A 15,540-nucleotide genomic window follows, 5' to 3' on the forward strand; every position below is an offset into this window, starting at 1 on the left:
TTACTTGTTGAGAGCATACTGAGGCAGCTCACTGTATATGGGATCATTATACTTCCCATAATCTAGTTCTGCAGCAAGTGATGCAGTCAAAGTGTAGGATTCCATTTTGTAAATCTTTTGTTCGTAGTCTACATTCTGCTGTCTGAGAGAGGACAACTCCTTTTCATAATAGTGAATTTCGTTACTGAGTGAAATTCCCTTCACGAAAATCGCAATATTAATCCCGACAAGAAGAATGATTAAACCAAGAATAAAAGAATTAAAAGACAATTTCATATTTTTTCAATAACCCTGAGAGTTGCTGATCTCTCAAATGTTTGTAACTTCCTGTTCTTCTGAACAGGTATCCTCTGTTGTTTGAATCCTTTTGATCTCACAAACGCTTTTACAACCCGGTCTTCTATTGAGTGAAAAGAGATAATCACGATCCTTCCGCCATCTTCCAAAATCTCGTATGCACCTTCCAGCCCTCGTCTGATCTGTGTCAGTTCATCATTGACGATTATCCGGACTGCCTGAAAAATCCGAGCATATGTTTTTTCGAGTGCCCTTCCGTGCAGACCCGTCGCATCATCAATGATTTTTTTCAGATCTCCTACCGTTTCAATTTGTTTTTCCGACCGATACCGCACAATTCTGTGTGCAATCCGGTTTGATATCAGGTCTTCAGAGTACTTTGTTATATCTTCTACAAGCTGCTCGGGTAAAGCTGAATTCAGGTATTCCGCGGCCGTTTGACCGTTTTCACCCAGTCTCATATCAAGCGGCTCATCATTATTCTTATATGACAAACCTTTTCCTCCCGTTTTGAGCTGCACCATAGAAAGACCGAAATCAAAAAGGATCCCTGCAACGGGTATAAAACCATGTTCTTCAGCTATTTGACGGATATCTCCGTAATTTCCGTTAACGACCTTAATCTCTTTTTCCTTTGTTGCCTGGACTTTATCCGCATCAATACCGAGCACGATTCCCCCTTTTGATTGAATCTGTCGGGCATGACCTCCTTCTCCGAATGTGGCATCGATATACTTTTTTCCTTTCTCGACATTTAGAGCTTCAACTGCTTCTTCTAGAAAAACACTGGTATGCATAATTAGTCCTGAACTTTAACTACATATTCCTGCCACTTTTCTTTGGCCCAGATCTCAAAGTGATCTCCTACTCCTGCGATTGTGACGATCTTTGAAAGTGCCGCAAACTGCTGTAGCTGCTTCGGCAAAACGATTCTGCCCTGATCATCCAGTTCGATGTACACCGTGGATGAGAAAAGCAATCTGCGTTTGTCGATGTGTTCCTTATCTAAAAGTGAAACATCGAGTAAATTCTCCGCCCTTGCTTCCCAGTCTGCTTTGTCGTATCCCGCTAAGCAATTGCCGAACCCTTTGGTGATCACAACTGTGTTGTTGTGAAGAAATTCCCGTATCTTTTTCGGGAGTGCGATACGCCCTCCTGCCGTGATCGAAATTTCATATTCACCATAAAACACCATATAGAACCATTATTCACCTTTTGAACCCAAATGTCAAGTAAATGTTGTGTAAAATGAGGTAAGTAGTAGTTGATTAACATCAATTAACATTTCCCCTTTTACGCAGACATTAGAAGACTCATAATCTATAATGAACATACGTCTATGAACAAGATTTTGAAGAAAACGAAGGATTTTATTTTCGCCCAGCAGACCAGCATATTGTCTTCAACGATGATCCTTTCCGGAATGATGATCCTTTCGCGCATTGCGGGATTTATACGGTATCGTATTCTTGCCGGATTTTTTACGAAAGAAGAGCTCGATATCTTTTTTGCAGCTTTCCGTATCCCTGATCTTGTATTTGAGATACTGATAAACGGAGCACTTAGCACAACATTTATTCCTTTTTTTGTCGAGTATCAAAAAAGATCGAAGGAACAAAGTACGATTATTTCTTCCGTGATAAATGTTGTGACTCTGGTGCTTTCGGCTTTTATCGTCATATTGGTTATTACCATGCCTCTTCTTATGCCGATCATTGCTCCGGGTTTTTCGCAGGAGATGACTGAGCAGCTGATTTTTTATTCACGAGTGCTCCTGCTCGGACAGCTTCCGTTTTTGGTATTGGGGAACTTTCTGACCGGTATCAGTCAGGCAAAAAAATCTTTTTTGATTCCCGCCCTTGCGCCTATTATTTACAACCTGGCAATTATTATTTTTATTTATTTCTTTGCGGACAAGCTTCATCTGATGGCGCCGATCCTCGGAGTCGTGATAGGGGCAATGCTTTTCTTTGTCATTCAGCTTCCGGTTTTTTATATCGCACAGTTCAAATATCAGCTTGTACTGTCTCATCTTGATGAATCTGTACGGTTTTTCCGAACGGCAACCCCCCGGATTTTAACCATAATCGTCGGTCAAATCGATGCAACAGTGGATTTGACACTTGCGACGCTTCTCGGACCGGGAGCATACACAATTTTTTATCTGGCTCAGAGGCTCCAGCTTTTGCCGGTATCGGTTGTCGGAATGGCATTCGGGCAGGCATCACTCCCATACCTGACCGAAGTATTTCAGGAAAAGAAATTTAATGAATTCCGTGATATTGTCGTGGAATCAATTTTGAATATTTTCTTTTTTACCATTCCCGCGGCTGCTTTTCTGATAGTCACAAGGACTCCTACCGTCAGATTGTTTTTCGGCGGTGACAAATTCGATTGGGAAGCAACCGTCCTTACGGCAAGTACTCTTTCCTATTTTGCTCTTTCATTGCCGCTTCATTCAATTTATTATTTTTTGACCCGCTGTTTTTATGCAATTTTTGATACCAGGACACCGTTTTATATCACTGGAGTCACCATTGCACTGAGTGCGGGATTAAGTATTTTCTTTACCCTTGTCCTCGGCCTTCCGGTCTGGGCACTGGCACTTTCATTTTCGATTACAATGAGTGTCCGAACAGTGATTTTAATGGTTTTGCTTTACAAAAAAATTGACGGCTATAATGTCAGTTTTTTCTACAAAGAAGCAACGAAAATCGTCCTTGCTACATTTAACACATCTTTACTGACCTACTTTCTTCTCAGACTGCTTGACGGGCTCATTTTTGACACAAGCCGTACTATAAACGTGTTTGCGTTGCTTTCCGTGGGCTTTATCTTTTTCTCTGTAGTATATTTGTTTTTAAGCTGGCTGTTTGGTGTCCGCGAAATGTATCTTATTACAAAGATGGTCGTCAAGATGAAGCACTACAGGCGGCGCATGGTTGAAATTTACAAAGGAGTAGAATAAATATATGGCAGAACAAACAAATCTATTGTTGGCAAAAGAAGCAATACGAAAAAAACTGCGGGGTCGACAGCTCACATACAAAGAAATTTATGCATTGATGGATGAGATATCTTCTGACAGGCTGGGAGATGTACTGACTACTTATTTTGCAGCGGCAGGATTTAAGGAGGGTTTTACTGAAGAAGAACTTTATTACATGACCAAAGCAATGGTCGAGACCGGAACACAACTTCGCTTTAAAGGAGTCGTGGCAGATAAGCATTCAATCGGCGGGATTGCAGGGGCAAGGACAACTATGATCGTGGTCCCGATTGTGGTGGCAGCCGGATTTACAATGCCCAAAACTTCATCCCGTGCGATCACAAGTCCTGCAGGAACGGCCGATGTCATGGAAGTGCTTGCAAAAGTGAATTTTACTCCCGAACATGTCGAAAAAATCGTCAGGGATGTCGGAGGCTGTATCATTTGGGGCGGTCATCTGGGTATTGCTCCTGCAGATGACATCATTATCAAGGTTGAGGAACCGTTGTCGTTTGAATCATTCGATAAAATTATCGTGTCAATCATGGCCAAAAAAGTGGCAGTTTCCACCAATCACCTCGTAATCGATATTCCGATCGGAAGGACTATGAAAGTCAAATATGAAAAAGATGCCGATCTTGTGAAAAAGAAATTTGAGGGAATAGCCAAACGCTTCGGCATCAAAATCGACGTTGACGTCAACTCGACAACTGAGCCTGAAGGACACGGTATCGGTCCCACACTTGAAGCAATAGACGTTTTAAAAGTCCTTCAGCAGGATGAGACCCGTCCGCTTCCTTTGGAAAATCGGGCCATCAGACTGGCAGGAAAGCTTCTTGATCTGTGTTATAAAACAACCGGACAGAAAAAGAGAGGTACTGATGAAGCAAAAGAACTTCTCAAAAACGGAAAAGCACTTGAAGTATTCAGAAAGATACTTAAAGCACAGTACGGTGATCCTGATGTGACCTGGAAAAAACTGAAAACTGCGCGCTTTAAGCAGGAAATTAAGGCTAAGAAATCTGGTACAATTAATCACATCAACAACTTTAATCTGAATGCAATAGCAAAAATACTCGGAGCTCCTTCTGATCAGAAAGCCGGTATAGAGCTTCACAAAAGGAGCAAAGATGAAGTTCGGGATAATGATGTGTTGCTGACTTTACATTCATCAAAAGAAAGCAATATACGTGAAGCAGTTGAGACATTGCATTCATTCCCAATTTATAACATTGTCTAATATGAAAAAAATAGCAATATTTCTCATCATAATCGGTATCATCGCCGTATCAGGTTATTTCTTCTATCAGGAAGGAAAACTTCCCGTCAATAAAAGCGCTGAAGAAACAACAATGTTTGTCATTGATCCGGGAGAAGACCTGGATTCCATAATTAACAATTTGTCTAAAGAAGATCTTATCCGAAATAGGCTTGTCTTTTATCTTCTTGTCAAGCAAAAAGGAATTGAACGTAAAATTCAAGCCGGAGATTTCAGACTTTCTCAATCCATGACCGCAGAAGAAATTGCTGATGAACTCACACACGGTACGGTAGATATCTGGGTAACCGTTCCCGAAGGACTACGCAAAGAAGAAATTGCAGAGATTATGTCAAAAACATTTGATATCTCGGAAACCGAATTTAATGAACTTGCCGAAGAGGGGTATCTGTTCCCGGACACCTATCTTGTACCGAAGAATCCCTCCGAGCAGCAGATCATAGATATCATGACTGCCAATTTTGACAGACAGTTTGATGAAGAAATCCAAACTGCAGCCCGTGATAAAGGTATGACTGATGAAGAACTTCTCACCTTTGCATCCATTATCGAGAAGGAAGCAAATGCAAATGATAAACAGCAAATTGCAAATATCATGTATCGGCGTCTTGAGGAGGATTACCCTCTTCAGGTTGATGCAACAGTCCAGTATGCACTCGGCTATCAGGCCGGTGAGAAACGTTGGTGGAAGAAACAAACGACATTTGAAGATCTCAAATATGATTCCCCGTACAATACTTATAAATATACGGGACTTCCTCCTGCACCGATCAGCAATCCCGGACGGGCTTCCATAGAGGCTGCTGCAAATGCCGATGCCGATACACCGTATATGTTTTATCTGCATGACGGAAACGGCCGTACGTACTATGCACGTACCTACGAAGAACATCAGCAAAACATCGAGAAATATTTGCGGTAAACTGAATATATGAACAGCAAAAAAGGTTTTACTCTTCTTGAGCTGATGATTGTCATAAGTATCATCGGTGTTCTGGCGACTATCGGTACTCTTTCGTACGGAAAAACAATACAGCGCTCACAGGAAGCAAAAGCTCTGGCTGATATGGCAGAAATCAAGAAAGCTATGCTTCAGCTCGAAGTGGATACTGACCAGCTTCCCGGTCATTCTGACCCTCAAACATGTATACATAATACTGAAGCCTTTGTAAATAACTGTAACGCAGGCCTGACATGTACCGACGGCAGTTTTCTCAATTGGAACGGCCCGTACTTGGACAATATTTACCTTATGGATCAATGGAACCGCCCGTATTACTTTGATCCTGATTATCATTGCCATTCAAACGTAAAAGGCTGTGAAAAGGTGGCAAACCACACCACGGTACGGGTAATTCACTCATTGGGAAAAGACGGAATACAGGGATACGCAGACGGAGACGGACGTGACCGAGATAATATTGTGATGGTACTGTGTCCGCTGTAAACAGTTACTGCTGCTGGAATGCTTCTTTTATCACCTCTCGCGGTTTTGAACCCTGCGCCGGGCCCACATATCCTGCTTCATGAAGTTCGTCAAGTATTCGGGCAGCCCGTGCATATCCTACTTTTAGTTTCCTCTGAAGAAGAGACGCGGAAGCCTTGTCGGCTTGACCTACAAGCTGTACGGCGGCATTGAAGTATTCATCACGGTCTGATGATCCTCCTCCCGGCATGACTGCTCCTCCGGGAATCCCTGGTGCATTGTCAGAAGATTCGGTGATCTCATCAGTGTAATGGACCTCAGGTACCTGTGATTTAAGAAATTTGACAACATCGCTGACTTCCTGATCCGTCAGATATGGTCCTTGTATACGACGCGGCTTTGCCTGATCAGGCGGCAGATAAAACATATCTCCTCGGCCGAGCAATTTCTCCGCTCCCGGCATGTCAATAATGACACGGGAATCAACCATGGAGGATACGTTGAAGGCTATACGGCTCGGAATATTTGCTTTCATAAGTCCTGTAATAACATCCACAGACGGTCTCTGGGTAGCAAGAACCAGGTGGATACCGACCGCACGGGCTTTCTGTGCGATTCGGGTAATCATGTCCTCAACATCATTTGCGGCGTACATCATCAGATCTGCAAGCTCATCAATGACAAATACAATGTAGGGTTTTGGTGTTATTCCTTCCAGTTTATTGTACCCTTCGAGATTCCGGACTCCTTTTGAAGCAAGTTCTTTGTAGCGTGCCTCCATCTCCCCGACCGACCAACGCAGAGCGGAAACAACCTTCGCATTGTCATTGATGACGTCAGTCAGCAAGTGAGGAGAACCGTTGTATTGCACCATCTCTACCTGCTTAGGATCAACAAGGATCATGCGCAGTTCGTCCGGCCGGGTACGCATCATCAAAGTCGTAATCCAGGCATTAAGCATCACTGATTTACCCGATCCGGTCGTACCTGCGACCAAAACGTGCGGCATCTTGGAAATACTGGCTGCTTGCGGGACACCTGCCACATCAAATCCAAGCGGGACAAGAAGAGGATCTCCTCCCCGTTTTGAGAGAGCTTCAGTCTTCATAAGCTGTCTCAGTGTGACAATTTGAGGAGTAATATTCGGGATTTCAATACCGACCAGAGACCGGCCGGGAATAGGGGCTTCGATACGTACCTGTCCGGTCGGAGCGGCCAGCGCAAGAGCCAAGTCGTTGGCTAGTGCCGTAATCTTTGACAGCTTTGTCCCCATGGTGATTTCAATAGCATACTGTGTGACCGTCGGACCGAAGTTGATTTCAACAACACGCGTTCGGATTCCGAAACTGTCAAGAGTTTTTTCGATAATATGTGCATTTGATTTCACATCTCCGCGGTCAGCCTCCGACTGTTTCACATCGTTCAAAAGGGTTGTCGGCGGATACACCCAGGTAGAAGAATCGCTCTGCATGACAGGCTTTATTGATAAATTGTTTTGATTGTGCTCACCGTGATGCTGATCTGCAGCTTTCGGAGCAATCGCAGCAGGCGCAATAGGCTTGTTTATCACAACCTGATCTCTGATAAAATTGTCTCCTTCCTTTCCTTCTTTCCCGAGAGACGGAAGCTTCATATCTTTTGCTTTCGACAGGCTCGAGAAAACGGCACCGATCGGAGAAAAGATCTTCATTACATTGATCATGATCACGTCAACTGATGTATCCAAAAATAAAATAAGTCCGATAATAAAAAATACGATAAGAATGGAGAGTGATCCGAGCGGAGTAAAATCAATAGAGAGATTGTTATAAATGGACTTTCCCCACGCACCCGATCGAAAAAGCCCCATCAGAGAGACGAGCAGCAAAAAGGAGCCTGCGGTGAGATTCAGCCTGACGAACTTCAGTTTTTTCGAATTAAAAAAGTGTCCTGACAACAGAATGATTGTGAACGGAACAAATATTGCCAGTCCGCCAAAAAGCTCCAAAAGCTGAACATTGATTTCCTTCAGTACTCTGCCCTCTTCCGATGGAGCAAACAGCTGAGAAAATGATGCCAGCGAGATAATCCCGATAAGCAGTAGAACAAATCCGAAAATATTGAAAATAGTTTTACCGTTGATTTTAAGCCGTGGAAACTTAGATTTTTTTCTTCTTCCCATAGATTAAGTATATACCACTAAGTAACGTTTGTGCGTAGTTTTTGCAACAAAAAAGAGCTCCCGGGTTAGGCCGGGAGCTCTTAAGGTTTCTTGTCTGAAAAAGATCAATATCTTCTGCGGTCATCACGTCGAGGTCCGCGATGATCCCGTCGGTCTCCTCCGCGACGATCATCATATCGTCTTCCGCCTCCTCCACCGCGTCTGTCCATGCGGCGCTGATCATGTCGATCAGGAGCTGCACTCATATCAATCTCGACCGGTGTCCCGTCGGGGAGCTGAGTCATCACAAGGTTGATTCTTCCCTGAGAATCAATCTCATGGACTTTTACTTTGACTTTGTCACCGACCTGTACGACATCTTCAGGATTTTTAACAAATCCGTTGCTCATTTTTGAGACATGGACTAATCCTTCTTTGCCGGGAAGCACTTCAACGAATGCTCCGAAAGCCATCAGTCTTTTGACTTCACCGTCAAATTCTTCACCGACTTCTACCTGTCTTATCAAGTTGTTTATCATTTCAAGTGCTTTTGCGACTTTGACCTGATCAATACCTGCAACTGTCACAGATCCGTCATCTTCGATATTGATGTCAGTATCCGTAAGTGCGATGATACTCTTGATGGTTTTGCCTCCCGGTCCGATCACGGTTCCGATCATATCCTCAGGAAGTTGCAGTGTCTCAATCTTCGGTGCATACTGGGAAATCTCTTTTCGTGGTTCAGAAATTGCTCCGTTCATGACTTCCAGGATACGAAGTCTTGCTGACTGTGCACGATCAAGTATTTCATCAATCATGGCATCAGTGAGTCCCATGTTCTTCACATCAAGCTGGATCGCAGTCACGCCTTCTGTTGTTCCTGTTACTTTGAAGTCCATCTCGCCTGAGAAGTCTTCAATACCCATAATGTCCGTCAGAATGACATATTTATCATCCGATTCTGACATAAGTCCCATCGCAATTCCGGCAACAGGTCTTTTGATCGGTACACCGGCATCCATAAGTGACATAGATGAACCGCAGGTTGATGCCATTGAGGTTGAACCGTTTGAAGTCAGAACCTCTGACACGATTCGAATGACATACGGGAACTCTTCTTCTGTCGGGAGAACAGGCAGCAGTGCTTTTTCGGCAAGTGCTCCGTGTCCGATTTCACGACGATTCGTAAATCCGATTCGTCCGGTTTCACCGACTGAGTATGGCGGGAAGTTATAGTGATGCATGTATCTTTTTTCTTCCTGTCCTTCAGGTCCGTCAATCAATTGTTCAAGTCCGGGTGCGCCAAGTGTCAATACTGACAGTACCTGGGTAGCGCCTCTTTTGAACAATCCCGTTCCGTGAGTGCGGGGAAGAATGCCGACTTCTGCTGACAAGGGTCGGATATCATCAATTCCTCGTCCGTCAATACGGACTTTTTCATTGATTGTTTTGCTACGAATTTTATCCTTTGCAAGATAATCAAAAGCTTCCGCGATTTGTTTGTCGGTGAATTCTTCGCCAGTTTTTTCGACGACTTTCCCGACAAGATCCTTCATCATTGAACCGTCATCGAATTCACGGTCAGCTTTGTAAGCAACAAGCTTATCAATTTCCTTATCGAAATCATGTTTTAATGTTTCTTTGAGTTTCGGATCAATGAGTGATTCTGCTGCCTGTTCTTTCGGCATACCGACTTTTTCACGAAGTGTATCCATGAATTCAATCAGCTTCATATTTTCTTTCTTTGCAAGCTGAATTCCTTCCTTGATAACATCATTAGAAAGTTCTTTTGCCGCAGTTTCGATCATGACGACTTTTTCACGGTTTGACGTGACAAAAAGATCAAGATCAGAGTGCAGTTCTTCTTCCTGAGTCGGATTAATGATAAAAGATGAATTTCCTTCAGAATCTTTGATCAGTCCGATTTGCGTTGCGGCGACAGGTCCGTTCCACGGAGCGGGTGAAAGATGTACCCCGACTGCAGATGCGATCGTTGCGAGTACTTCCGGTGCAACGGTATTGTCAACAGACATAAGAGTTGCGACAACCTGCACTTCGCGACGGTAGGTTTTCGGAAAAAACGGTCGGATTGAGCGGTCAATGATGCGTCCTTTCAGGATTGCTTCATCGGTCGGTTTTCCTTCGCGTTTTACCCAGCGTGAACCTTTAATAACTCCTCCTGCGTAAAGTTTTTCGACATACTCGACGGAAAGAGGGAAGTAATCAATGTCATTGTTTTCCTTGCCCAGCGTGACCGTGACAAGAATACAAGTATCATTCATACGTGCAAACACTGATGTGGTTGCGTTTTGTGCCAGTTTTCCGAACTGGAGTGTTAGTTTATTGCCATCAATTTCGATGGACTCTTCTAAATATTTCATACATAAAATATAGCACGGGAGAAGTTAAATAAGAGAAAGAAGTATGTGAGAGAGACCTCAGGGCAAGCTTGTTTCAGGACAATCTGCTGAGTAAGTATCCTAAAATAAACCTGTCTGAGTATCCTCTTTGGGGAATAAGTAATAATGACTTTCTCTCTTCTTATCCCGTTCAATTTATAATTATTTTTTAAGGCCTAGTTTTTTTATCAGCTCTTTGTATCGAGCTTCATCAAGTTTCTGAAGATAATTGAGGATTCTGCGTCTCTTTGCAATGACTTTAAGAAGTCCGCGTCGTGAGTGATTATCTTTCTTATTTCCTTCAAGATGTCCGGTAAGTCTCTGAATTTTGAATGTCAAAAGAGCAACCTGGACCTCAGGTGACCCGGTGTCGCCTGACTTTTGGGCGAACATATCAATAATTTCCTGTTTGTTTTCTGGTAGTTGTGCTTGTGCCATAGTTTGTGATTATAATAAATGTTAACGGAAGTTTCAAGCGCACATATATGAAGTCACGAAGACTCTTAAATCATACATTTACCGATCTAAAGCCCTTTATTCTCATCGGACTGTCGGTACTGCTCGGTCTGTTGCTTTGGAAAATTCCCCCGTCGAATATCATCATTATATCATTTTTCATTGTTATAACAACACTTATTGTATTCCTTATTACCTCCTTCTTTCAATACAGGCCGGTACAACTGGTGATGACCCTTTTTACACCCCTCGTGCTTGCTCTAAGTTATTTTGTCGGATTCGATATAATAAATACATTATTGCTCTTATCGTTTATAATTGCCTTGACGAAACTTATTCTCATGAAAGATCGCAAAGGCAAAAGTTCATCTGAGACATAACATGAAAAAAGTACTTATCACAACATCCATTCCCTATGTAAACGGAGCTCCGCATATCGGACATGCTCTCGAACTTGTGCAAAGCGATACCATGGCACGGGCATATCGGGAAGACGGATATGACACATATTTTCTGACGGGAACTGATGAGAATGCACAGAAAAATGTTGAATCTGCCGAAAAAGCCGGGATACCTGTACAAACTCTTGTTGATCAAAACTCAGAGCGTTTCCAGAATCTGAAAAAGCCGCTGAATCTTTCGTTTGATCAATTTATCCGGACAACTTCAGATAAACATATGAAAGGTGCCCAAAAGCTTTGGAAATTGTGTGAGAAGGATATTTATAAGAAAAAATACAGCGGGTTGTACTGTGTCGGCTGTGAGACCTTTTACAAAGACGGCGAGTTTGAAAATAATATATGCCCGAACCACAATCGCAAACTCGAACTGGTGACTGAAGAAAACTATTTCTTTGCACTTTCCAGGTACTCGGAAAAAATACGTGACGTCATCCAATCGGACATGCTGAAGATCGATCCGGCATTCAGAAAACAGGAAATGTTGAACTTCATAGACAAAGGTCTTGAAGACTTCTCAATCTCACGTCCCGTGGAGCGTATGAAAGGATGGGGTGTCCCGGTACCGGGCGATGAAAACCAACGGATGTATGTCTGGTATGATGCACTGGCCAACTACATAACGGCACTTGATTTCGCGGAAAACGGACAACTGTTCCGGTCCTACTGGACTGAAAATCCCAATAGGATCCATGTCATCGGAAAAGATATCATCAAGTTCCACGCCATTTACTGGGTCGGCATGCTCCTCTCTGCAGAGATAATGCTTCCGACACGCGAATATGTGCACGGATTTATTTCCGTATCGGGACAAAAAATGAGCAAATCACTGGGGAATGTCATTGATCCGTATGAAGTTGTAGAGAAATTCGGTACCGATGCAGTCAGATATTATCTGTTGAAAGAAATTCCTTCTTTGACTGACGGCGATTTCTCGATAGACCGCATGAAACAACTGTATGATGCCGATCTGGCAAATGAGCTCGGAAACCTCGTTTCCCGGGTGACTACATTGGCATCAAAAGACGAATTAACCTTTCAGGCAGATACTGAAGCCGACAAATATATCCTTGATAAAGCAAAGCACTTTCAATTCAATCAGGCGCTTGAAGACATCTGGAAAATCATCAAAGACCTCAACAAAGAAATAAATGAAAAAGAACCCTGGAAGCTGAGTGCCGATGACAGAAAAGGACATCTCGAAAACTGGCTCGGAAAACTATATGGGATTTCACTATCATTAAAGCCGTTTATGCCTGATACGGCAGACAAAATCGGGCAGGCTACATCGGGAAAAATCGGGAAAACGGTCCCTCTTTTTCCCCGTATCTGAAATCCGGCTTTTCAGACACGCTCAAGCTCTTCAAAACAGGACACGACCTATCCAATATAAGGTATAATGATACATTCTATGAAATTCAAATTGCCGAAGTTCAGAAAATCAAAAAAACTTTGGATTATTACCTCTGTCGGACTTATTACACTAATCGGATTTATTTCTGCTGCCGTCTTTTTGTACTTCTTTATTTTTGCGGATCTTCCGTCCCCGTATACACTGAAGGATTTCAAGGCTATTCCTATTTCCAGCCAGATTTATGACCGGAACGGGAAACTTCTGTATGAGGTGTTTCGTGATGAAAACCGAACACCGGTCAAACTGAAGGATCTTCCCGACTATATGAAGGAATCAACGATAGCGATCGAAGACAAAGATTTTTATAAGCACGGCGGTATATCAATTGTATCGGGAATGCTTCGTGCCGTAAGAGATACCGTGAAGACCAGCAATCTTCAGGGAGGATCCACCATTACGCAGCAACTGGTAAAAAGTGCATTGCTGACTCCCGAAAGAACCATACAGCGAAAAGCAAAAGAGATCATTCTTGCAGTCTGGGTCGAACAGATTTTTTCGAAAGACGAGATTTTGGAAATGTATCTGAATCAGGTCCCGTACGGAGGATCATCTTACGGTATTGCACAGGCATCAAAAACATACTTTAATAAAAAACCGCATGATCTTGAACTCCATGAAGCGGCAATGCTGGCCGGTCTTCCCCAGGCTCCGACACTGTACTCACCTCATACCAATCCCGATCGTGCAAAAACCCGCCGTGACAGTGTGTTGAGAAATATGTTTGAAGAAGGGTATATCACTGAAAAACAAATGAATGAAGCGATGAAAAAGGAAGTAAATGTCCTTCCTCCGAAAACCAATATTAAAGCACCGCATTTTGTGTTCGAGGTCAAAGAACTTTTGGAAAAAGAGTACGGATTGAAACAGCTGGAAGAAGGAGGACTGAAAGTGACGACCACTCTTGATCTTGACGTGCAGGCTTCGGCTGAAGCTGCTTTACGGGAAGAAATTGATGATTTGCAAAGACTGAATGTCACAAACGGTGCAGTTCTTGTCACACGCCCGCCGACCGGTGAAATTCTTGCAATGGTCGGATCAGTTGATTACTTTGACGGATCGTCAGGAGCTTTTAATGTCACGACCGCCGGAACCAGACAGCCGGGATCATCGATAAAACCGATAAACTATGCAATCGGTATCGACCGGGGTTTGGTAACCGCATCATCCATGTTCCTTGATGTTCCCACCTGTTTTTCCAATCCCGGACAACCGAAAGCATTCTGTCCGAAAAACTATGACAATTCATTTCACGGACCGGTACAACTGCGATACGCTCTGGCAAATTCTTACAATATTCCTGCAGTAAAGATGCTGGCTTACAACGGGGTGGAAGATTTTATTGCATCATCATCAGCATTTCTTATCACGTCTTTCAAGGATCCTGATAATTACGGGTTGTCACTCACACTCGGCGGAGGTGAAGTGGCGATGACTGAAATGGCACAGGCATTTTCGGCATTTGCAAATCGTGGAAAGCCACGGGCTCTGAATTATGTTTTGAAAGTTGAAGATAAAGCGGGAAAAGTACTGTATGAATTTAAGGATCCGAACTTTGAACAGGATGTACACAAACCACTTGAAAGACCGAACAGTCTCGTCATCAAAGGGAAAAATGCCATTTCAGAGGGAACGGCCTTTATCATCTCCCATATTCTCCAGGACAACGGAGCCAGAACGTCAGCCTTCGGCCCGAGTTCTGAACTTGTCATAAAAGACCGTACAGTTTCAGTAAAAACGGGTACGACAAACGACCTGCGGGACAACTGGACGATCGGTTATACGCCGAACTTTCTTGTGGCAGTTTGGGTCGGGAACAATGATTTTACGCCTATGGCACAGGGAGTTGCTTCAGGACTGACCGGTGCTTCTCCCGTATGGAACCGTGTCATGACCGGACTTCTCGAGGATCAGCCTGATCTTCCCCCCGTCAAACCGTCATCCGTTGTCGGCATGCAGGTCTGCAGCGATACCGGCGTAATTGCAGGCAAACAGGGCGAAGGATACAACTGCCCGACCCGATTTGAGTATCTGATCCAGGGCACCAACTCGACAGCGGACATATCGAAAAAACAGGTACCGGTGAATAAAGATACCGATCAGTACCTCCCCGATCCCAACAATCCGGCAGTTGAAATGAGAGAAAAGACCGTTTTGAAGGACATGTTCGGTGAGTACTGTATCGATTGTAATCATGAAGGAGAAGCGCGACAGACAGTTACAGTCCAATAACGATGATATCTCTTATCCAACGTGTCACACAGGCTGCGGTTTACACCAACTCCGCGTGTTTTTCAGAGATCTCCCATGGATATGCGATCCTTGTAGGTATTTATGAAGATGATACCCAAACTGATGTTGAGAAAAGCGTGAACAAAATTCTCAATCTCCGTATAATGTCTGATGAAGCGGATAAAATGAACCGGTCAATTCTTGATACAAAAGGTGAGGTCCTGCTTGTCTCACAATTTACCCTTTGTGGTGATATTTCAGGTGGGCGAAGACCATCTTTCATCAAAGCTAAGAAGCCTGATGAAGCATATAAACTATACAAATATATGATCGAACTATTGAAAAAGCAGGGACTGGCGGTTAAAACAGGGAAATTCGGTAATTATATGGATGTCAGAATCCACAATGACGGACCCGTCACAATACTCGTTGACAGTACTAAAATATAACAAT

Annotated in this window: 14 protein-coding genes; 8 read left to right on the top strand and 6 right to left on the bottom strand. The window is 43.4% G+C overall.

The window, feature by feature from the left end:
- The 3 genes from IPM65_06605 to mraZ are packed head-to-tail and all read right to left on the bottom strand — an operon-like array spanning position 1 to position 1,492.
- A complete protein-coding gene (locus IPM65_06605) occupies positions 1-276 on the bottom strand; it encodes a hypothetical protein (protein QQS43777.1) in 276 nt (91 codons plus the stop codon).
- Complete coding sequence (rsmH, locus tag IPM65_06610) at positions 273-1,094, bottom strand: 16S rRNA (cytosine(1402)-N(4))-methyltransferase RsmH (GenBank protein QQS43778.1); 822 nt, start codon at positions 1,092-1,094, stop codon at positions 273-275. The genes IPM65_06605 and rsmH overlap by 4 nt, the downstream gene beginning before the upstream one ends.
- A 2-nt stretch (positions 1,095-1,096) precedes the next feature.
- Positions 1,097-1,492, bottom strand: a complete 396-nt coding sequence (gene mraZ, locus IPM65_06615) for a division/cell wall cluster transcriptional repressor MraZ (protein ID QQS43779.1) — start codon at positions 1,490-1,492, stop codon at positions 1,097-1,099.
- A gap of 144 nt (positions 1,493-1,636) precedes the next feature.
- Here mraZ and murJ point away from each other — a divergent pair, with 144 nt between their 5' ends.
- Genes murJ through IPM65_06635 form a run of 4 tightly spaced genes read left to right on the top strand, consistent with a single transcriptional unit; the run spans position 1,637 to position 6,012 of the window.
- Positions 1,637-3,265 carry a murein biosynthesis integral membrane protein MurJ gene (gene murJ, locus IPM65_06620; GenBank protein QQS43780.1) on the top strand — a complete coding sequence of 543 codons (1,629 nt, stop codon included), beginning with the start codon at positions 1,637-1,639 and terminating at the stop codon, positions 3,263-3,265.
- Between the two features lie 4 nt (positions 3,266-3,269).
- Positions 3,270-4,526, top strand: coding sequence for a thymidine phosphorylase (locus tag IPM65_06625; GenBank protein ID QQS43781.1), 1,257 nt, complete (start codon positions 3,270-3,272; stop codon positions 4,524-4,526).
- Between the two features lies 1 nt (position 4,527).
- Positions 4,528-5,487, top strand: coding sequence for an endolytic transglycosylase MltG (gene mltG, locus IPM65_06630; protein QQS43782.1), 960 nt, complete (start codon positions 4,528-4,530; stop codon positions 5,485-5,487).
- A 9-nt stretch (positions 5,488-5,496) separates the two neighbouring features.
- Positions 5,497-6,012, top strand: a complete 516-nt coding sequence (locus IPM65_06635; GenBank protein QQS43783.1) for a prepilin-type N-terminal cleavage/methylation domain-containing protein — start codon at positions 5,497-5,499, stop codon at positions 6,010-6,012.
- A gap of 4 nt (positions 6,013-6,016) precedes the next feature.
- On the opposite strand, the gene IPM65_06640 is transcribed toward IPM65_06635, so the two are convergent.
- The 3 genes from IPM65_06640 to rpsO form a co-directional block, all read right to left on the bottom strand.
- Positions 6,017-8,152: a DNA translocase FtsK gene (locus IPM65_06640; protein QQS43784.1), complete on the bottom strand. Its 2,136-nt coding sequence runs from the start codon at positions 8,150-8,152 to the stop codon at positions 6,017-6,019.
- A gap of 104 nt (positions 8,153-8,256) precedes the next feature.
- Positions 8,257-10,512, bottom strand: a complete 2,256-nt coding sequence (locus IPM65_06645; GenBank protein ID QQS43785.1) for a polyribonucleotide nucleotidyltransferase — start codon at positions 10,510-10,512, stop codon at positions 8,257-8,259.
- 180 nt (positions 10,513-10,692) lie between these two features.
- Complete coding sequence (gene rpsO, locus IPM65_06650; GenBank protein QQS43786.1) at positions 10,693-10,968, bottom strand: 30S ribosomal protein S15; 276 nt, start codon at positions 10,966-10,968, stop codon at positions 10,693-10,695.
- A gap of 47 nt (positions 10,969-11,015) precedes the next feature.
- Between rpsO and IPM65_06655 the strand changes: the two genes are divergently transcribed.
- The 4 genes from IPM65_06655 (at position 11,016) to IPM65_06670 (ending at position 15,536) form a co-directional block, all read left to right on the top strand.
- A complete protein-coding gene (locus IPM65_06655; protein ID QQS43787.1) occupies positions 11,016-11,366 on the top strand; it encodes a hypothetical protein in 351 nt (116 codons plus the stop codon).
- Between the two features lies 1 nt (position 11,367).
- Positions 11,368-12,777 (top strand): methionine--tRNA ligase, encoded by a 1,410-nt coding sequence (locus tag IPM65_06660; GenBank protein ID QQS43788.1) that lies wholly within the window; start codon positions 11,368-11,370, stop codon positions 12,775-12,777.
- A gap of 78 nt (positions 12,778-12,855) precedes the next feature.
- Positions 12,856-15,087 carry a penicillin-binding protein gene (locus IPM65_06665; GenBank protein QQS43789.1) on the top strand — a complete coding sequence of 744 codons (2,232 nt, stop codon included), beginning with the start codon at positions 12,856-12,858 and terminating at the stop codon, positions 15,085-15,087.
- Positions 15,088-15,089: 2 nt separating this feature from the next.
- Positions 15,090-15,536, top strand: coding sequence for a D-tyrosyl-tRNA(Tyr) deacylase (locus tag IPM65_06670; GenBank protein ID QQS43790.1), 447 nt, complete (start codon positions 15,090-15,092; stop codon positions 15,534-15,536).
- Positions 15,537-15,540: the final 4 nt, after the last annotated feature.

It is taken from the genome of Candidatus Roizmanbacteria bacterium, assembly GCA_016700135.1.
Taxonomy (GTDB): domain Bacteria; phylum Patescibacteriota; class Microgenomatia; order UBA1406; family GWC2-37-13; genus UBA1450.

What these genes read in the sequence shown, in the direction of transcription:
- IPM65_06605 (QQS43777.1), bottom strand. Translation starts at nt 276, where the DNA reads ATGAAATTGTCTTTTAATTCTTTTATTCTTGGTTTAATCATTCTTCTT.
- rsmH (QQS43778.1), bottom strand. Translation starts at nt 1,094, where the DNA reads ATGCATACCAGTGTTTTTCTAGAAGAAGCAGTTGAAGCTCTAAATGTC.
- mraZ (QQS43779.1), bottom strand. Translation starts at nt 1,492, where the DNA reads ATGGTGTTTTATGGTGAATATGAAATTTCGATCACGGCAGGAGGGCGT.
- murJ (QQS43780.1), top strand. Translation starts at nt 1,637, where the DNA reads ATGAACAAGATTTTGAAGAAAACGAAGGATTTTATTTTCGCCCAGCAG.
- IPM65_06625 (QQS43781.1), top strand. Translation starts at nt 3,270, where the DNA reads ATGGCAGAACAAACAAATCTATTGTTGGCAAAAGAAGCAATACGAAAA.
- mltG (QQS43782.1), top strand. Translation starts at nt 4,528, where the DNA reads ATGAAAAAAATAGCAATATTTCTCATCATAATCGGTATCATCGCCGTA.
- IPM65_06635 (QQS43783.1), top strand. Translation starts at nt 5,497, where the DNA reads ATGAACAGCAAAAAAGGTTTTACTCTTCTTGAGCTGATGATTGTCATA.
- IPM65_06640 (QQS43784.1), bottom strand. Translation starts at nt 8,152, where the DNA reads ATGGGAAGAAGAAAAAAATCTAAGTTTCCACGGCTTAAAATCAACGGT.
- IPM65_06645 (QQS43785.1), bottom strand. Translation starts at nt 10,512, where the DNA reads ATGAAATATTTAGAAGAGTCCATCGAAATTGATGGCAATAAACTAACA.
- rpsO (QQS43786.1), bottom strand. Translation starts at nt 10,968, where the DNA reads ATGGCACAAGCACAACTACCAGAAAACAAACAGGAAATTATTGATATG.
- IPM65_06655 (QQS43787.1), top strand. Translation starts at nt 11,016, where the DNA reads ATGAAGTCACGAAGACTCTTAAATCATACATTTACCGATCTAAAGCCC.
- IPM65_06660 (QQS43788.1), top strand. Translation starts at nt 11,368, where the DNA reads ATGAAAAAAGTACTTATCACAACATCCATTCCCTATGTAAACGGAGCT.
- IPM65_06665 (QQS43789.1), top strand. Translation starts at nt 12,856, where the DNA reads ATGAAATTCAAATTGCCGAAGTTCAGAAAATCAAAAAAACTTTGGATT.
- IPM65_06670 (QQS43790.1), top strand. Translation starts at nt 15,090, where the DNA reads ATGATATCTCTTATCCAACGTGTCACACAGGCTGCGGTTTACACCAAC.